This window comes from Thiocapsa bogorovii, from assembly GCF_021228795.1.
Taxonomy (GTDB): Bacteria; Pseudomonadota; Gammaproteobacteria; order Chromatiales; family Chromatiaceae; genus Thiocapsa; species Thiocapsa bogorovii.
The window spans coordinates 1901929-1918252 of record NZ_CP089309.1 but is presented as its reverse complement, the minus strand read 5'-3'; the positions used below and the strand labels follow the sequence as shown (position 1 = coordinate 1918252).

Genomic DNA, 16324 nt, shown 5'->3' with positions numbered 1-16324 from the left:
GCGTTTGTGGCCGGTCGCGGCGCGAATGCCGCGCCGTTCGGGATCAAAGGTTGTCCGGCCGTTGCCCGTATCCCGTCATCTCCAGATAGCCGCGTCCGATCTCCCGATCCGCGTCGTAAAGGCGGACGGCACCCTCCCAGTAGACGATGCCAGTCGAGCGGCGGCCGTCGAGCTCCTGATCGTCCATCAACGGCTCGAGGCGGAGGGGCCTGCCGTCGATCTCCAGGGACCATTCGACCGGGTATCGGGTCCCCGTGCGGGGCGATTGCCAAAGGCGTCCGGGTTCGAAGTGCACCTCCTCCGGGGCGAGGGTTTGCGCGTGTTCGCTTCCCTGTCGGAGCGTCCCGGAGGTCCAGAGGGCCGAGCCGTCGCGCCGGCGCATCCGGAAGGCCATCAGCGAGCCGCCGTCGTGCAGGTTGATGCCGATCCAATCCCAGCCTTGGGCCTCCTCCGGCATGATCTCGCTGGACCATTCGTGGTCGAGCCAGGCATGTCCCGTTACCGGATGATCCGTGCCGTCGATCCGAATTCGGCCCTCGACGGCGAGCTGGGGTCGGCTGTAGTAATAGCTGGCGTTCTCCGGGTTCGGCGTCTTTTGGCTGAGTCCGTCCCGGCCGTTCGGCAGGGGCGGGCCGGCCGGGATCAGCGCAAGGTCGAGCGCGAAGTTGTCCGCCTCCATGCGGGTCCGATACCGCTCGGCCGCGTCGCCGTCACTCAGGGCGAGCTCCCAGTCCTCGATCCAGGCGCGGGTTCGCCCGGTGGCTGCCCCGGCCAAGGGATCGAGTGCGCGCTCGACACGCTCGGCATGGATCAGATGTCCGGTGGCCGGATCCGCGATGGCGGCGTGGGCCAGCATGAGCTGACGCGGCGCGAAGCGGCTTGGATTGTCCGCGCCGATGCCCGTGCCGACCCGAAAGAAGGTGACCTGAAAGCCCCGCTCGGTGCCGGTCTCGTCGGTCAGCCAGCCGGTGATGTACCACCATTCGGTCCGGTACTCGGGATGGGCGCCGCTGTCCTCGGGAAAATACAGTGCGCGCCCTTCGACCACCGGGGCGAAGTCGCTGGCCCGCACCGACGGACCCGAGCCGACGACGGCGGCGAGCAGTCCCAGCAGCGCGCCCGTGGCGAGGCGGCGCATATCGCGCGCGAGGCGTCCCGGGCAAGCTGTACCGATCGCGATGCGAAGGCCCGCGCTCACCAGTCCTCCCGCACGGCGAGGACCGCATCCTGACGCATCGCCTGTTGACCGGCGAGTCGGGCGGCGAGCGCGGCGAGGAGAACCATCGCCAGGCCGAAGATCATCAAGAGGCCGACGGGAATCCGCATGTCCATGCTCCAGTGGAAGCTCTGGGGGTTGATGACCTCGATCAGCACCAGGGCGATCGCCCCGCCTGCAGCCAGTCCGACACCGACGCCGACCGCAGCGGTCAGCGCCGCCTCGAGTGCCAGCAGGGTCCCGATACGGCGTCGCGGCAGACCCAGATGGCGCAGGATCCCGAACTCCTTGCGGCGACTGGCGGCGAGCGCAGCGAACGTGGTCCCGATGCCGAACAGACCGATCATGACGGCAACCGCCAGCATCAGATAGGTCACCAGGAAGGTGCGATCGAAGACCTGAAGGATCATGCCGCGCAGTTCTCCGGGCAGGATCATCTCGCTCACCCGGTCGCCGAGGGCCACGCGGATGGCGGTCATCACCTCCCTGGGATCTGTCCCCGACGCCAAGCTGAGGCCCAGATCGTTGGTGCGCCGATCGCCCGTCAGCGCGCGGAAGGTCCCCAGCTCGATCACCGCCGCACCCTGTTGGCGCGCATAGTCGCGCCAGATGCCGGCGATGCGAAAGGTCTGCAGCTGCTCACCGATCGGCAGGGCGAGCGGATCCCCGACCCCGAGGTCCAGCCGATCGGCCAGGGCCTCCGAGATCCAGGTCGGCGGATGCGTTCCCGGCTCGGTGGGCGGATCGAGCGTGCCGGCGACGAGCGGAAGGCCCGAGGTGTCCTGCACCGGCCGGGCGATGAGCGCGATCGCCTCGCGCACCTCGCCGATGCGCAGGCTCTCGAAGCGCACCGGCCTGACCGCCACCACGCCCGGCAGCGCAGCTACCCGTGCCACGGCATCCGGATCCAGAAAGCCGCTCGCGCCCGAGTCGGATGCGCGCAGATAGAGATCGGCGGGGAGCATCCGGGTGAGCCAGTCGTCGAGCGAATCCCGGAACGAATCGACCATGATGGCCATGGAAACCGCCAGCGCGACGCTGGCGACAACGCCGACGCCGGCCACGACCGCCTGCCCAGGGGCAGCGGCGAGACGCGCCCGCGCCAGTCGGATCACGAGCGCGCCCCGCACGGGCAAGAGACGCATCGCGCCGACTGTCGCTCCGGGGATGGCGAGAACGGCGCCGACCAGGATGAGAGCGACGGCCAGATAAGCGGGCACAGGAACGCCGCCGACCGGCGGCAGCAAACAGAGCAGGGCGGCGAGGGTCAGCGCGATTAGGGCTGCACCCCAGCGCGGGCGCGCCTGGTACATCTGGGCCTCGTCGCCGGCCCGCAGAGCGCGAGCGGGCACCATGCGCGCAGCCTCGCGTGCCGGCAGCCATGCGCCGGCCACGCCCGCGAGCACGCCGAGCGCGAGATAGGCCAGCGTCAGAACCGGCTCGACGCGTAGCTGCGGGGCGACGCCTCGAAAGAAACCCGCGCCAAGATCGCCGCCGATCAGACGGAAGGCGGCCGCGGTCAGCACATAGGCCAGGAGCACGCCGGCGATGCCGCCGACCAGTCCGAGTAGGGCGCCCTCCGTGAGCAATCCGCGCCTGAGGCTGCCGCGGTCGAGCCCGAGTGCGCGCAGGAAGGCGAATTCACGGCGTCGGCGCACGACCGCAAGCCACTGCGTCGAGAAGACCAGGAAGCCGCCGGTCAGGAGCGCGATGGCCGCCAGCATGGTCAGATTGACCCGGTAGGCGCGCGACACGCCTGTGATCTCGGACGCCGTCTCCTCCGGTGTCAGGAGCGTGACGCCCGGCGGCAGAAGGTTGCGCAGCTGCTCCTGTGCCGGACCGCGCTCGATCCTCGGGGCGAGACGCAGATCGATCCTGGTAAGGCGGCCGATCCGATCGAAGGTCTGCTGGGCGGCCGCGATGTCCATCACGGCCAGCATCTGCCCGACCCCTGCGCCCGGCACGGAACCGGCGACCCGCAGACGCGCCTCGCCGAGCCCGATCTGGACCGCAACCGCATCACCCGCATCGAGCCCGAGCCGCGCGCCCGCGGCAGGGCTCAGGAAGAGGGCATCGGGCTGAAGCGCAGCCAGTCGATCGGGTCGATCGGGGTCAGAGCCATCGGGGTTAGCGTCGTCGTCAGCCCCTGTCGTGTCGACTGCGGGCAGCAGCGACGGGGTGACCCGGGCAACGCGAAAGAGATCGATCCCGAACACCCGCAGCGTTTCGTCACGACCAGGCAGCCGGGCTTGAATCTCCAGGAGCGGACTCGCCGCCGCCACCGCCGGATGAAGGGCGATCCGCGCATAGACCGCGTCGCCGAAGCCGCTGCGCGGGCCGACCACCTGAAGGTCGGACTCGCCGCTCAGCAGGCGCATCCCGCGACCGAGCTCGTCTAGCGCGGCGGTATGGATGAGCTGGACCGCCAGCCCGAGCGCCACGCCGAGCGCGATCGCGAGCAGTGATAGCGCGGTGGCGAGGCGTCGTCGCCGAAGACTGGCGAGGAAGACATGCCGCAGTGCTGCACCCGTGCCGGATCCGAGGAGCCCCATCGTCTTATCCCGCATCCTCGACCAGGCCGTTCGCGGTCAACCGCAGGATCCGGTCTGCATGGGCGGCCGCCACGCGCGAGTGCGTGACCAGGATCCCGATTGCCCCGGCGGTGTGAATGCCCTCGAAGAGAAGCTCGAGCACGCCTTGTGCGCGTTCCGGGTCGAGATTCCCGGTCGGCTCGTCGCACAGCACGACCGCCGGCGCATGTACCAGCGCGCGTGCGATCGCGACACGTTGCAGCTCGCCGCCAGAGAGATGACGCGGCCAGTCGTCGCCGCGTCGACCCAGTCCGACCCGCTCGAGCATGGCGCGGGCGCGCCGATCGGCGACGGCCTCACGCTCGCCCAGCAGCCAAAGGGGCAGGGCGACGTTCTGGGCCAAGGTCAGATGCGGCAGAACGTGGAACGCCTGGAACACGAACCCGAGATCGCGCCGGCGCAGGCGCGAGCAGGCGTCTTCGTCGAGTGCGGTCACCTCGGTGTCGCGCAACCGGATGCGACCGCCGTCGACAGGCTCGAGGCCCGCGATACAGTTCAGCAGGGTCGACTTGCCCACGCCGGACTCGCCCATCACGGCGACTGACTCGCCCGGTGAGAGGGTCAGGGAGACCTGCTCGAAGAGCGGGTGATCGAGGGAGGTGTCGAAACGCTTCGAGAGGTTTTCGATAGACAGCATCGGTGATTGCCAACATCCGGCTCATGGGCGGGCGCCATTCTATACCGAGCGCACGTGGATCTTACGGTCGGCAGGGTGCGCCCGGCGCGCGTCGGGGCGAGCCCCGAAAAGCCTTTGCGTCACTCGCGCCTTTGCGGTTCAAATTGTCTCGCGTCCGCCGGCTGCCGAAAGGGTGACGGTCCGCGTCCGACACGACCATCTGCCAAAGAGGCCATCGATGAGGGTTCAGGTCCTGCAACACGTCCCGTTCGAGGGCATCGGCTCGATGGAGTCCTGGTTGGCGGAGCGACGTCTCACGCCGAACTACACGCTTTTTTTTGACGATGGCGTGCTCCCGCCGGTCGAAGGTCTCGATCTGGTCATCGTCATGGGTGGTCCGATGAGCGTCAACGACGAGGCGCAGCTGCCGTGGCTGCGTGCCGAGAAGCAATTCCTGCGCGAGGCAATCGCGCATGGGGCGCGGGTGCTCGGTGTCTGTCTGGGCGCACAACTGATCGCCGACGCACTCGGTGCCCGTGTCTATCCCAATGCGGAGAAGGAGATCGGCTGGTTCCCGATTCGAGGGGTCTGCGAGGGCGCCGATACGGGTGAAGACTGTTGCCGCTTTCCGGCCGAAAGCCTGGTCTTTCACTGGCACGGCGAGACCTTCGATCTGCCGCCAGGTGCCATACGCTTGGCCCGCAGCGCGGCCTGCGAGAACCAGGCGTTCCGGATCGGGCGACAGGTGATCGGGCTCCAGTTCCACCTGGAGACCACGGCGCAGAGTGCCGAGGCGATCCTCGATCACTGCCGGGACGAGCTGGTGTCCGCGCCTTGGGTCCAGACCGAGGCAGACATTCTCGGGGTCGATCCGGGCGCTTACGGCGAGGCCAATCGTCTGATGAGCCGTATCCTGGACGATCTCGTCGGACCGGCGAGCCCCTGATTCGCCCAGGTGGCCGCCGGTCGACGCGATCCGCCCGAATCGAGCGCGCACCGCGAACCTCAACCACACCAGCAGAGGTGATACACCGATGGAGATGCCGAGCTTTCTGGTCCAGTGGCCGTTGCAGGCCGTTCTTGCGATCGTTGTGGGCCTGATCATCCTGATCGTTCCGCGCGTCCTCAACTACGCCGTCGCGACCTACTTGCTCGCGGTCGGGTCACTTGGCCTGCTGCTGGTCTACCAGGGGCAAGCGGTGAAGGCGCAGACCATTATCGCCTTGGTCGCCGGTGTCCTCATCCTGGTCAAACCCAATATCCTCAACTATGTCATCGGGATCTACCTGATCCTCGTGGGCCTTCTCGAGGGCGGCGTCATTCGCTTTTAATCCCACGCTCTGCGTGGGCCGATCGCACTCGCACGTCTTTCGCAGCGGTCTTGCGCTCCGCCGTGCGGCGTACCCGCAACCCCCCGGATCCTCGACAGCGGCTTGAACTCGCGGGACGGCAATGCCAGACTCCCGCAGCTTCCAACGACGATCCTGTGGTTATGGACCTGAACTTTCTCGACTTCGAACAGCCCATCGCAGAACTCGAGGCCAAGATCGAAGAGCTTCGCCTCGTCGGCTTCGACAACGAGGTGAACATCCAAGAAGAGATCGAGCGGCTTCATACCAAATGTGTCGCGTTGACCGATTCGATCTTCTCCGCGCTCACCCCTTGGCAGATCTCTCAACTCTCGCGGCATCCGCAGCGGCCTTATCTGCTCGACTATGTACGGCGGATCTTCGACGAGTTCCATGAGCTGCATGGCGACCGCGCCTTCGCCGACGACCGTGCCATCGTTGGCGGACTGGCCCGGATCGAGGGTCGGCCGGTGATGGTGATCGGCCATCAAAAGGGCCGTGACACCAAAGAAAAGATCCTGCGCAACTTCGGGATGCCTCGCCCCGAGGGCTATCGCAAAGCCCTGCGTTTGATGGAGATGGCGGAGCGTTTCAGTCTGCCGATCCTGACCTTCATCGACACGCCCGGGGCCTATCCGGGCGTCGGTGCGGAGGAACGCGGCCAGAGCGAGGCGATCGCGCGCAACCTGCGCGAGATGTCCAGGCTGCGCACCCCGATCCTCTGCACGGTCGTCGGCGAGGGCGGTTCGGGCGGTGCCTTGGCCATCGGCGTCGGCGATTGGCTGGGCATGCTGCAGTTCAGTACCTACTCCGTGATCTCGCCCGAGGGCTGTGCCTCGATCCTCTGGAAGAGCGCCGACAAGGCCCAGCTCGCCGCCGAGGCGATGGCCATCACCTCGGACAAGCTGCTCGAGCAGGGTCTGATCGATCAGATCATCAAGGAGCCGCTCGGCGGCGCCCATCGCAACCCGGAGGCGACGGCGGCCTCGATCAAAGCCGCTCTTTTGACCCGTCTCGACGAGCTGTGCGGGATCGACCCGGACGTGCTCATCGCCGGGCGCTACGGGCGTCTGATGGGCTACGGCAAGTTCAAGGACGAACGCCCGGCGTCGCGGTGAGGGCATGACCGGGCGCGTCCCGGAGTGCTTAGCCGAGGCGCTGCGGCGACTCGGCCCGTTCGAAGACTGCTGGGTCGCCTTCAGTGGCGGAGCGGATTCGACGGCATTGCTTCACGCCGCCGCCCGAGCCGATCAAGCGACCGGCGCGGTGCGGGCTATCCACATCGACCACGGCCTTCACCCCGACTCGCCCCGGTGGGCCGATCGCTGTCGCCACATCTGCGACGCTCTCGGCGTGACGCTGGTGGTGCGCCGTCTGAATCTCAAACCCGTCCCCGGGGAGAGCCTCGAGGCGACGGCACGCGAGGCACGCTATCGCGCGCTTGCCGCCGTGCTGGGCCCCGGCGATCTCATGCTCACCGCTCACCATCAGGACGATCAGGCCGAAACGCTGCTGCTCGCGCTTTTGCGCGGGAGCGGGGTTCACGGGTTGGCGGCGATGCCGCGCGAGGCCGAGCTTGGGCAGGGCCGGCTGGTGCGACCCTTGCTGGATGTCTCGAGGGCGACGCTGGAGCAGTATGCCCGCCACTGCGGGCTGTCGTGGATCGAGGACCCCAGCAATGCATCGGTTCGGATGGACCGCAATTATCTCCGCAACAGTGTCGTGCCCTTGCTGCGCTCGCGCTGGCCGGGACTTTCCGTGACCCTCTCGCGCAGCGCCGATCATTGTGCCGAGACGGCCCAACTGGTCGACGGCCTGGCCGCGGAGCTGATGGAAGGTTGCACCGGCGCACATCCCGGTACGCTCGGTGTGCGCGCGCTCGGGGCGCTGGGGCGCTCGCGCCGCAAGGCGGTGCTGCGCCTGTGGCTGCGTCGCCGCGGGTTCGCGCTGCCCGATCGGCGTCATCTCGAACGCATCCTCGAGGAGGTCATTCGGGCCCGTGCCGATGCCGATCCGCTGGTCGCCTGGACAGGTTGCGAGGTGCGTCGCTATCGGGACGACCTCTTTGCACTGGATCCCCTGCCGCCTTCGCCCGGCGCATTGACGATCCGTCGCTCGCCGAGCGGGGTGCCGCCCGTGCTCGAGCTTCCAGCCGGGCTGGGGTGGCTACAATGGGCTGAGGCGGGCGACAGCTCGGGGGAGGCTTACGGGTCGGGCGTGTCTGCGACGGTGCGTTTCGGCTCAATCGGGCAGAACTGCCGGCCGAAGCCGAGATCCCGCCGCCGCACCCTCAAGAACCTCTTCCAGGAGGCCGGGATCCCGCGCTGGCTTCGCCCCTACGTTCCCTTGGTTTTCTCGGGGGACACCCTGATCGCCGTGGGCGGTGTGTGCAGATGCTGGGGCGAGTCAGAGGACCTGACTCCGCATGAGGTGCCAAGATGGCTCGGCCATCCCTGGGAAGATCTCGCCCTCTTTCGGAATCAAACCGAATGACGCCCACACCCGACGCCACTCTAAAGTCGATAAAGAGCTTGAGTCGCGTCGCTCATCAGGTGGTTTGTCATTCGCGACGCGGAAGCGACCTCAGACCCGAGAGGATCGATCGGCAGGCGGCTCAATAGAGCGCATTCATCATCTTGGCGCGATACCCGGCGACCAGATCTCCGCCGCCGAGCAGGTCGAAGACCGCAAGCATCCCTTTGCGTCCGGCGTCGTCCTGAAAGGCACGATCGCGTTTCATGAGGGTCAAGAGGTTCTCGAGCGCCGCTGCGTAATCACCCCGCACGACCTGGTGTGCAGCGAGCTGGTAGCGCGCCAGGCTGTCGGCGGGATCCTCCGAGAGCCGTGCGATCAGATCCGATTCCGGCGGCGCGTCTTCGAGTGCCGTCGCGAACCTGAGCTGTCCGCGCAGCGCCAAGACCTCGGGCTCTCCTGCAAGCTCGATCGGGAGCTTGTCGATCGCTGCCTGCGCTTCGGCGATCTCGCCCCGAGCGGCCAAAAGCTGCAACTCGGCGAGTGCCAGGCGTGCATTCTCCGGATCGGCCTCCCGTGCCCGGTCGATCAAGGCTCGGGCACCGTCGAGATCGCCCGCGGCCAGAAGCCCCTGCGCCTGCGCCAAGAGTCCGTCGGAGGCGCGCGGGATGTGCCGGTCGAGGAATTCGCGGATCTGGCCCTCGGGAAGAGCGCCCATGAATTGATCCACGGGTCGGCCGGACTTGAACAGCTGCACCGTGGGGAGGCTGCGGATACCGAACTCGGCGGCCAGCGCCTGTTGCTCTTCGGTGTTGACCTTGGCCAGAATGAAGCGCCCGCGGTACTCGGCGGCGAGATTGGCGAGGATGGGCATCAGCATGCGGCAGGGCGCGCACCAGTCGGCCCAAAAGTCGACCAGAACCGGGTGGTCGAACGAGCCCTCCAGGACGACCGACTGAAAGTTCTCTGCTGTAACGGTTACGATATGCGGGGAATCGGCCATGATCGGGACACTCCTTCAAACGGATCGGATGGCGTGGATTTAATCCTCGAACATAGCTGTCCGATGAAGTCGATTCAAGCCGATCGAGCCCGGTATCCGGATACAACCGCAAGGAGTCATCGCCATGTCCGAATCGCTTCATGTTGTCTGTCCTGCCTGCGACGCGGTCAACCGGGTCCCTCGGCAGCGTCTCGGAGCCGCTGCGAAATGCGGAAAGTGTCACGGTCCGCTGTTTCTCGGTCAGCCGCTGGCCCTGGACGAGTCCCGTTTTGCGCGTCATCTCTCGCGCAGCGACCTGCCGCTCTTGGTGGATTTTTGGGCGCCTTGGTGCGGACCCTGTCGGATGATGGCACCCGCTTTCGAGGCTGCTGCCGGTCGGCTTGAGCCGAGCATGCGTCTGGTCAAGATCAACACCGAGGAGGCGCGGGCCCTGGGTGCGCGTTTCGGCATCCGCAGTATCCCGACCCTGGCGCTGTTCCGCGGCGGTGCCGAGGTTGCGCGCACCGCCGGGGCGATGGATACGAACGGAATCATCACCTGGGCGCGGCAGGCGCTTTAAGCCGCGCCCGGTGCGGTATGCGATGTTTTGGATGGGATCGGCCCCGGCAGTTTTGACGACCGCTGGAGTCGGCGCCGTTTAGCACGGGATCCGACGCCGGGTCCGAGACGCAGATCGTGTTGCGGATATCGCGGCCGGCAGCGCGGGCGGTTTTCAGTGCTGACGTTCTGCGGCTTGTCGTCGTTCGTCATCACGGTGCGCATGGACACCCGCGCGCGGCTTCTTTAGAATTCCGGCGGGTCAGGGTGGTGCCCGTGTGCCCGCCCAGGTGTCATCGCGCCGTCACACTCGCTCGCGTCGCGGCCGTTGCACGCCCCCGCCCGGATCGGAGAAACCCTTGAGCAAACCCGCGGTACTCGTGCTGGAGGACGGCTCCGTCTTCCGGGGAACGTCGATCGGCGCCGATGGATCGAGCATCGGCGAGGTGGTGTTCAACACCGCCATGTCCGGATATCAGGAGATCCTCACGGATCCTTCGTATCTGCGACAGCTCGTCACCCTGACCTATCCGCATATCGGTAACGTCGGCACCAACCCTGAGGACGAGGAGTCCGACCGCGTTCAGGCCGCCGGCCTCATCATCCGCAACCTGCCGATCCTCCCCAGCAACTTTCGCATGACCGAGCGTCTCGACGCCTATTTGCAGCGCCACGGCATCCTCGGCATTGCCGATATCGACACCCGACGCCTGACCCGCCTGCTGCGCGAGAAGGGTGCCCAAAACGGCTGCCTTCAGGCTGGCGAGGGGATTGACGAGGCGGCGGCTCTGCACGCCGCACAGGGCTTTCCGGGCCTCAAGGGCATGGACCTGGCGAAAGAGGTCTCGACCTCCGAGACCTATTCCTGGACCCAAGGCGTCTGGGTCCTGGGCGAAGGCCATCCCGAATCCATCCATCCGGTCGGCGATCGCCTGCCGTTTCACGTGGTCGCCTACGACTACGGCATCAAGCGCAACATCCTTCGGATGCTCGCCTCGCGCGGCTGTCATGTGACGGTCGTGCCGGCGCACATGCCTGCGACCACGGTGCTGGCTCTGAAGCCGGACGGGGTGTTTCTCTCCAACGGCCCTGGCGATCCGGAGCCCTGCGACTATGCGATCGAGGCGATCCGCGAGCTGCTTGGCAACGACATGCCGCTTTTCGGCATCTGTCTCGGGCACCAGCTGCTCGGCCTTGCCAGCGGTGCGCGCACGCTCAAGATGAAGTTCGGACATCACGGCGCGAATCATCCGGTCCAGGATCTCGCTACGGGCGAGGTCATGATCAGCAGCCAGAACCACGGCTTCGCGGTCGACGAGGAGAGTCTGCCCCCGACGGTCGAGGCCACCCATCGTTCCTTGTTCGACGGCAGTCTGCAGGGCATCCGGCATCGGGATCGCCCGGCATTCGGATTCCAGGGTCACCCCGAGGCCAGTCCGGGTCCCCACGATCTTGCATCGCTCTTCGATCGTTTCATCGAGCTCATGGGCGCCCGCAAGGCCTAAACCGCGCCCGGAGCCAGATGCTGATCTTCGAGTGTACTCGACGTTTGGTGCATCCACGGCCGTTAGCGGGGTCGCGGTTTAAAAGGGTATTGTTTTTAATATCTTAAACCGCGCCGGCTCCAGCGATCGTCAGGTCTGCCGGAGCCGATCCCATCCAAAAACATCGCATACCGCGCTGGGCGCGGTTTAACCGGCGAATGAACCTCCATGCCTAAGCGTACCGACATCTCCAGCATCCTGATCATCGGCTCCGGGCCGATCGTCATCGGTCAGGCGTGCGAGTTCGACTACTCCGGCGCGCAAGCCTGCAAAGCGCTGCGCGAAGAGGGCTACCGGGTCATCCTGGTGAACTCCAACCCCGCAACCATCATGACCGACCCCGAGATGGCGGACGCCACCTACATCGAGCCGGTCACCTGGCGCGCGGTTTCGGCCATCATCGAGCGTGAGCGCCCGGATGCACTGCTGCCGACGATGGGCGGTCAGACCGCGCTGAACTGCGCGCTCGATCTGGTGCGCGAGGGCGTGCTCGAGCGCTTTGGCGTCGAGCTGATCGGCGCCTCGCGCGAGGCGATCGACAAGGCCGAGGACCGCGACCTCTTCCGCAAGGCGATGCGCAAGATCGGGCTGGACATGCCGCGCTCGGCGATCGCCCATAGCCTGGAGGAGGCGATCCAGGTCCAGGCCTCGATCGGCTTTCCGACCATCATCCGTCCGTCCTTTACGATGGGCGGCAGCGGCGGCGGCATCGCCTACAACCAGGAGGAATTCGAGGAGATCTGCCGGCGCGGGCTGGATCTCTCCCCGACCAAGGAGCTCCTGATCGAGGAGTCGGCGCTCGGCTGGAAGGAGTTCGAGATGGAGGTAGTCCGGGACCGCGCGGACAACTGCATCATTATCTGCTCGATCGAGAACTTCGACCCGATGGGGGTGCACACCGGCGACTCGATCACGGTCGCGCCGGCGCAGACCCTGACGGACAAGGAATACCAGATCATGCGCGACGCCTCGATCGCGGTGTTGCGCGAGATCGGGGTGGATACCGGCGGATCGAACGTGCAGTTCGCGATCAATCCGGCCGACGGCCGCATGATCATCATCGAGATGAACCCGCGCGTGTCGCGCTCCTCGGCGCTCGCCTCCAAGGCGACCGGTTTTCCGATCGCCAAGGTCGCGGCCAAGCTGGCGGTGGGCTACACGCTCGACGAGTTGCGCAACGAGATCACGGGAGGTGCCACGCCGGCCTCTTTCGAGCCCAGCATCGACTACGTCGTCACCAAGATCCCGCGCTTCGCCTTCGAGAAGTTCCCGCAGGCCGACGCGCGTCTGACCACCCAAATGAAATCGGTCGGCGAGGTGATGGCGATCGGCCGCACCTTCCAAGAGTCGCTTCAAAAGGCCCTCCGCGGCCTGGAGATCGACCGCTACGGTCTAGAGGAGATCGTCGATCCGCGCGAGCCGGATGCCGCCAAGCAGGTTCGCCACGAGCTGCGTCAGACCGGGGCTGAGCGGATCTTCTATCTCGCCGACGCCTTCCGTCTGGGAATGAGTCTGGAGGAGATCCACGACCTGTCCAAGATCGATCCTTGGTTCTTGTCTCAACTGGAGGATCTCGTGCATGTCGAGGCACAGGTGCGCGCGGGTGGTCACGAGGCCCTGAGCCGCGAGCATCTGCGTCTGCTCAAGCGCAAGGGGTTCTCGGATCGGCGGATCGGTCACCTCGTCGGCACGACCGAGCATGAGATCCGGACACTGCGGCACGGGCAGGGCTTGCGGCCGGTGTTCAAGCGCGTGGACACCTGCGCGGCCGAGTTTGCGTCGAGCACCGCCTATCTCTACTCCACCTACGAGGAGGAGTGCGAGGCCGAGCCGAGCGATCGCCAAAAGATCATGGTCCTCGGCGGCGGTCCGAACCGCATCGGCCAGGGCATCGAGTTCGACTACTGCTGTGTCCACGCCGCCTTCGCACTGCGCGACGACGGTTACGAGACCATCATGGTCAACTGCAATCCCGAGACCGTCTCGACCGATTACGACACCTCCGACCGGCTCTATTTCGAGCCGCTGACCCTCGAGGACGTGCTCGAGATCGTCGCCAAGGAGAAGCCGCTCGGCGTCGTGGTCCAGTACGGCGGCCATACCCCCTTGAAGCTCGCGCGCGATCTGGAAGCTGCCGGCGTGCCCATCATCGGCACCAGTCCGGACAGCATCGATCTGGCCGAAGATCGCGAGCGTTTTCAGCAGATGATCCAGGAGCTGGGGATTCGACAGCCGCCGAATGCGACCGCGCGGAGCGAGGCCGAGGCGATCGAACGGGCCGCCCGGATCGGCTATCCGCTGGTCGTGCGTCCCTCCTATGTTCTGGGCGGTCGGGCGATGGAGATCGTCTTCGACGAGTCGGAGCTGAACCGCTACATGCGCGAGGCGGTGCGGGTCTCCAACGAGTCCCCCGTCCTGCTCGATCGGTTCCTCGACGATGCCATCGAGGTCGACATCGACGCCATTTGCGACGGCAAGGACGTGCTGATCGGCGGCATCATGGAGCATATCGAGCAGGCCGGCGTGCACTCGGGCGATTCGGCCTGCTCGCTGCCGCCCTACACCCTGTCTCCGTCGATTCAGGACCGCATGCGCGAGCAGATGGCGCAGATGGCGCATGCCCTCAAGGTCGTCGGCCTGATGAATGCGCAGTTCGCCGTCAAGGGCGAGGATGTCTACATCCTCGAGGTCAATCCGCGGGCCTCGCGAACCGTTCCCTTCGTCTCCAAGGCCATCGGCCTCCCGCTCGCGAAGGTGGCCGCGCGCTGCATGGCCGGCACGACACTCGCCGAGCAGGGCATCCGCCGCGAGCGGATGCCCAAGCACTATTTCGTCAAGGAGGCGGTCTTCCCCTTCATCAAGTTCCCGGGCGTGGATACCCAGCTCGGTCCGGAGATGAAGTCGACCGGCGAGGTCATGGGTGTCGGCGAGTCCTTCGGGGAGGCCTATGCCAAGGCGCAAGAGGGGGCGGGGACACTCCTCCCGCGGCTCGGCGGAACAGCGCTCTTGAGCGTTCGCCTGGCCGATCGCGCGCGCCTGATCCGAGTCGCTCGCGACCTGGTCGGCTTCGGCTTCACGCTTTTCGGCACCCACGGTACGGCACAATCGCTGCGTGACGCCGGTCTGGACTGTATCGGCGTCAACAAGGTCGCCGAGGGGCGTCCGCATGTCGTCGACATGATCAAGAACAACGACATCAGCTTCATCGTCAACACGACCGAAGGCTCTCAAGCCATCGCCGATTCCGCGGCGATCCGCCGCGCCGCGCTCCAACACAAGGTCAGCTATACGACGACCATTTCGGGTGCGGAGGCGACCTGTTTGGCGCTGAAACAGCTGGACATTCTGAGCGTCAATCGGTTACAAGATCTCGCGTGACCAACCTCGCGGGCGCCCTTCGGCGCCCGCAACGTTTTCTATGCGACACCCCTAAGATCCGACTCGCGAGGGCCTCCGGCCCGATCCGCATACGTGACGAAGGCGGTGCATCCAGACGAGGAAATCACCCATGAATCAGGTCCCTCTGACCGTCGGAGGCGCTGAGAAATTGCGCGAAGAGCTCGAGCGGCTCAAGCGTGTCGAGCGCCCCCGCATCATCGAGGCGATCGCCGAGGCGCGGGCGCACGGCGATCTGAAGGAGAACGCCGAGTACCATGCCGCGCGCGAGCAGCAGGGTTTTGTCGAAGGGCGTATCCAGGATATCGAAGGCAAGCTCGCGAACGCCCAGATCATCGACGTGACGCAGCTTGCCGCCAGCGGGCGGGTCGTCTTCGGCGCGACTGTGCAGGTGCTGGAGTTGGACAAGGATATCGAGCATAGCTTTCAGATCGTCGGGGAAGACGAGGCCGATCTGAAACAAGGCAAGATCTCGGTCGGCTCGCCCATCGCACGCTGTCTGATCGGCAAGAGCGAAGGCGATGTGACCTCGGTGCAGGTGCCCGGCGGTATTCGGGAGTTCGAAATTCTGGAAGTCAAGTACGTTTAAACCGCGTCCGGCGGGAGTTGTGATGGTTGTTGGTGAGGTTGGCGTCGGCTGGCCTCCATTCGCCGGCGGGACGCGGTTTAAACGCATGTTTTTCGTGGATCGATCGGGGCCGCAGGGTGGGGCGTGATGACTGGCGGCGGTTGCGGCTACCCGGCACCCCCACGTGAGATGCGTGCGATGACCGAGTCCAGCGCGCTGTCCGGCAGGAGCCGGGTGAGCACGCCGAAGAGGTGAGTGGGGACGGTGACCGCATAGCGAATCCGCGGTCGCGGGCTTTCCAGGGCATGGATAAGCTTCTTCAGTACGGCTTCGGGCGGGAGCGTGAAGGGCTGGGCGGCGCCGGTCTTGGTGAGTCGCTGCTGCGCACGCGCGTAGGCTGCATGGTGGACGCTGTGCTCGGTGTCGATGTTCGCCTTCAAGGCCAGGTAGGCGTTGTCGCGAAAGCGACTCAGGATGGGCCCCGGCTCGATCAAGGAGACCGAGATCCCGCTGCCGCGCAGCTCGAGACGCAGGGTGTCCGTGAGCCCTTCCAGGGCGTATTTGCTCGCGACATAGGCGCCGCGAAAGGGGAGCGGAATGAAGCCGAGGATGGAGCTGTTCTGAACGATGCGCCCATGGCCTTGCTTGCGCATGATGGGGATAACCCGGCAGGTCAGATCATGCCAGCCCAGCAGATTGGTCTCCAGTTGGGCGCGCAGGACATCTCGGCTGAGATCCTCGACCGCGCCGGGTTGTCCGTAGGCGCCGTTGTTGAAGAGCGCATCGAGCCTGCCGCCGGTGATGTCCAGGGTTTGCGCGAGCGCGTCGGCGATACTCTCGGGGTCGTCCAGGTCGAGTTGAACGGCCGTGAGACCCTGCTCCTTCAGGCGCGACACGTCTTGCGCTTTGCGCGCGGAGGCGATCACCAGCCAGTCGCGTCGGGCCAAGCCCATTGCGCACGTGAACCCGATGCCGCTGGAGCAGCCGGTGAGGAGGATGGATCGCTTGGTCGAGGATGTCATCGGCGGTTTG

General features: G+C 66.2%; 13 protein-coding genes and 1 pseudogene. 9 read left to right on the top strand and 5 right to left on the bottom strand.

What is annotated here, in order from left to right:
• Window positions 1-43 precede the first annotated feature (43 nt).
• From LT988_RS08715 to LT988_RS08705, 3 genes are read right to left on the bottom strand one after another with little or no spacing between them, the layout of a single operon-like run.
• Window positions 44-1198, bottom strand: coding sequence for a lipocalin-like domain-containing protein (locus tag LT988_RS08715; protein WP_232409778.1), 1155 nt, complete (start codon window positions 1196-1198; stop codon window positions 44-46).
• Window positions 1195-3768 (bottom strand): ABC transporter permease, encoded by a 2574-nt coding sequence (locus LT988_RS08710; protein WP_232409777.1) that lies wholly within the window; start codon window positions 3766-3768, stop codon window positions 1195-1197. The genes LT988_RS08715 and LT988_RS08710 overlap by 4 nt, the downstream gene beginning before the upstream one ends.
• 4 nt (window positions 3769-3772) lie before the next feature.
• Window positions 3773-4444 (bottom strand): ABC transporter ATP-binding protein, encoded by a 672-nt coding sequence (locus LT988_RS08705; protein ID WP_232409776.1) that lies wholly within the window; start codon window positions 4442-4444, stop codon window positions 3773-3775.
• A gap of 217 nt (window positions 4445-4661) precedes the next feature.
• Between LT988_RS08705 and LT988_RS08700 the strand changes: the two genes are divergently transcribed.
• The 5 genes and pseudogenes from LT988_RS08700 to tilS all read left to right on the top strand — a co-directional run bounded on the left by LT988_RS08700 (window position 4662) and on the right by tilS (window position 8265).
• Entirely contained in the window at window positions 4662-5369 is a 708-nt protein-coding gene (locus LT988_RS08700) for a type 1 glutamine amidotransferase (RefSeq protein WP_232409775.1), read from the top strand.
• Window positions 5370-5457: 88 nt separating this feature from the next.
• Window positions 5458-5589 (top strand): annotated as a pseudogene (locus LT988_RS25235) (DUF3096 domain-containing protein); the annotation flags it as partial.
• A gap of 12 nt (window positions 5590-5601) precedes the next feature.
• On the top strand, window positions 5602-5754 hold the full coding sequence (locus tag LT988_RS08695) for a DUF3096 domain-containing protein (protein WP_232410543.1): 153 nt from the start codon (window positions 5602-5604) through the stop codon (window positions 5752-5754).
• A 161-nt stretch (window positions 5755-5915) separates the two neighbouring features.
• A complete protein-coding gene (gene accA / locus LT988_RS08690) occupies window positions 5916-6890 on the top strand; it encodes an acetyl-CoA carboxylase carboxyl transferase subunit alpha (RefSeq protein ID WP_232409774.1) in 975 nt (324 codons plus the stop codon).
• A gap of 4 nt (window positions 6891-6894) precedes the next feature.
• A complete protein-coding gene (gene tilS / locus LT988_RS08685; RefSeq protein WP_232409773.1) occupies window positions 6895-8265 on the top strand; it encodes a tRNA lysidine(34) synthetase TilS in 1371 nt (456 codons plus the stop codon).
• A 121-nt stretch (window positions 8266-8386) separates the two neighbouring features.
• On the opposite strand, the gene trxA is transcribed toward tilS, so the two are convergent.
• On the bottom strand, window positions 8387-9247 hold the full coding sequence (trxA, locus tag LT988_RS08680; protein WP_232409772.1) for a thioredoxin: 861 nt from the start codon (window positions 9245-9247) through the stop codon (window positions 8387-8389).
• A 124-nt stretch (window positions 9248-9371) separates the two neighbouring features.
• Here trxA and trxC point away from each other — a divergent pair, with 124 nt between their 5' ends.
• From trxC to greA, 4 genes are all read left to right on the top strand, one after another.
• Window positions 9372-9806 (top strand): thioredoxin TrxC, encoded by a 435-nt coding sequence (trxC, locus tag LT988_RS08675; protein ID WP_232409771.1) that lies wholly within the window; start codon window positions 9372-9374, stop codon window positions 9804-9806.
• Between the two features lie 337 nt (window positions 9807-10143).
• Window positions 10144-11289: a glutamine-hydrolyzing carbamoyl-phosphate synthase small subunit gene (gene carA / locus LT988_RS08670; protein WP_232409770.1), complete on the top strand. Its 1146-nt coding sequence runs from the start codon at window positions 10144-10146 to the stop codon at window positions 11287-11289.
• Between the two features lie 207 nt (window positions 11290-11496).
• Window positions 11497-14706 carry a carbamoyl-phosphate synthase large subunit gene (gene carB / locus LT988_RS08665; protein ID WP_232409769.1) on the top strand — a complete coding sequence of 1070 codons (3210 nt, stop codon included), beginning with the start codon at window positions 11497-11499 and terminating at the stop codon, window positions 14704-14706.
• 130 nt (window positions 14707-14836) lie between these two features.
• Window positions 14837-15313 carry a transcription elongation factor GreA gene (gene greA, locus LT988_RS08660; protein ID WP_232409768.1) on the top strand — a complete coding sequence of 159 codons (477 nt, stop codon included), beginning with the start codon at window positions 14837-14839 and terminating at the stop codon, window positions 15311-15313.
• Between the two features lie 146 nt (window positions 15314-15459).
• On the opposite strand, the gene LT988_RS08655 is transcribed toward greA, so the two are convergent.
• Complete coding sequence (locus tag LT988_RS08655) at window positions 15460-16314, bottom strand: SDR family oxidoreductase (RefSeq protein ID WP_232409767.1); 855 nt, start codon at window positions 16312-16314, stop codon at window positions 15460-15462.
• Window positions 16315-16324: the final 10 nt, after the last annotated feature.

Coding starts and splice junctions, on each gene's coding strand:
- LT988_RS08710 (WP_232409777.1), bottom strand. CDS start 3,768: ATGGGGCTCCTCGGATCCGGCACGGGTGCAGCACTGCGGCATGTCTTC.
- trxA (WP_232409772.1), bottom strand. CDS start 9,247: ATGGCCGATTCCCCGCATATCGTAACCGTTACAGCAGAGAACTTTCAG.
- tilS (WP_232409773.1), top strand. CDS start 6,895: ATGACCGGGCGCGTCCCGGAGTGCTTAGCCGAGGCGCTGCGGCGACTC.
- carB (WP_232409769.1), top strand. CDS start 11,497: ATGCCTAAGCGTACCGACATCTCCAGCATCCTGATCATCGGCTCCGGG.
- LT988_RS08655 (WP_232409767.1), bottom strand. CDS start 16,314: ATGACATCCTCGACCAAGCGATCCATCCTCCTCACCGGCTGCTCCAGC.
- trxC (WP_232409771.1), top strand. CDS start 9,372: ATGTCCGAATCGCTTCATGTTGTCTGTCCTGCCTGCGACGCGGTCAAC.
- accA (WP_232409774.1), top strand. CDS start 5,916: ATGGACCTGAACTTTCTCGACTTCGAACAGCCCATCGCAGAACTCGAG.
- LT988_RS08705 (WP_232409776.1), bottom strand. CDS start 4,444: ATGCTGTCTATCGAAAACCTCTCGAAGCGTTTCGACACCTCCCTCGAT.
- LT988_RS08700 (WP_232409775.1), top strand. CDS start 4,662: ATGAGGGTTCAGGTCCTGCAACACGTCCCGTTCGAGGGCATCGGCTCG.
- greA (WP_232409768.1), top strand. CDS start 14,837: ATGAATCAGGTCCCTCTGACCGTCGGAGGCGCTGAGAAATTGCGCGAA.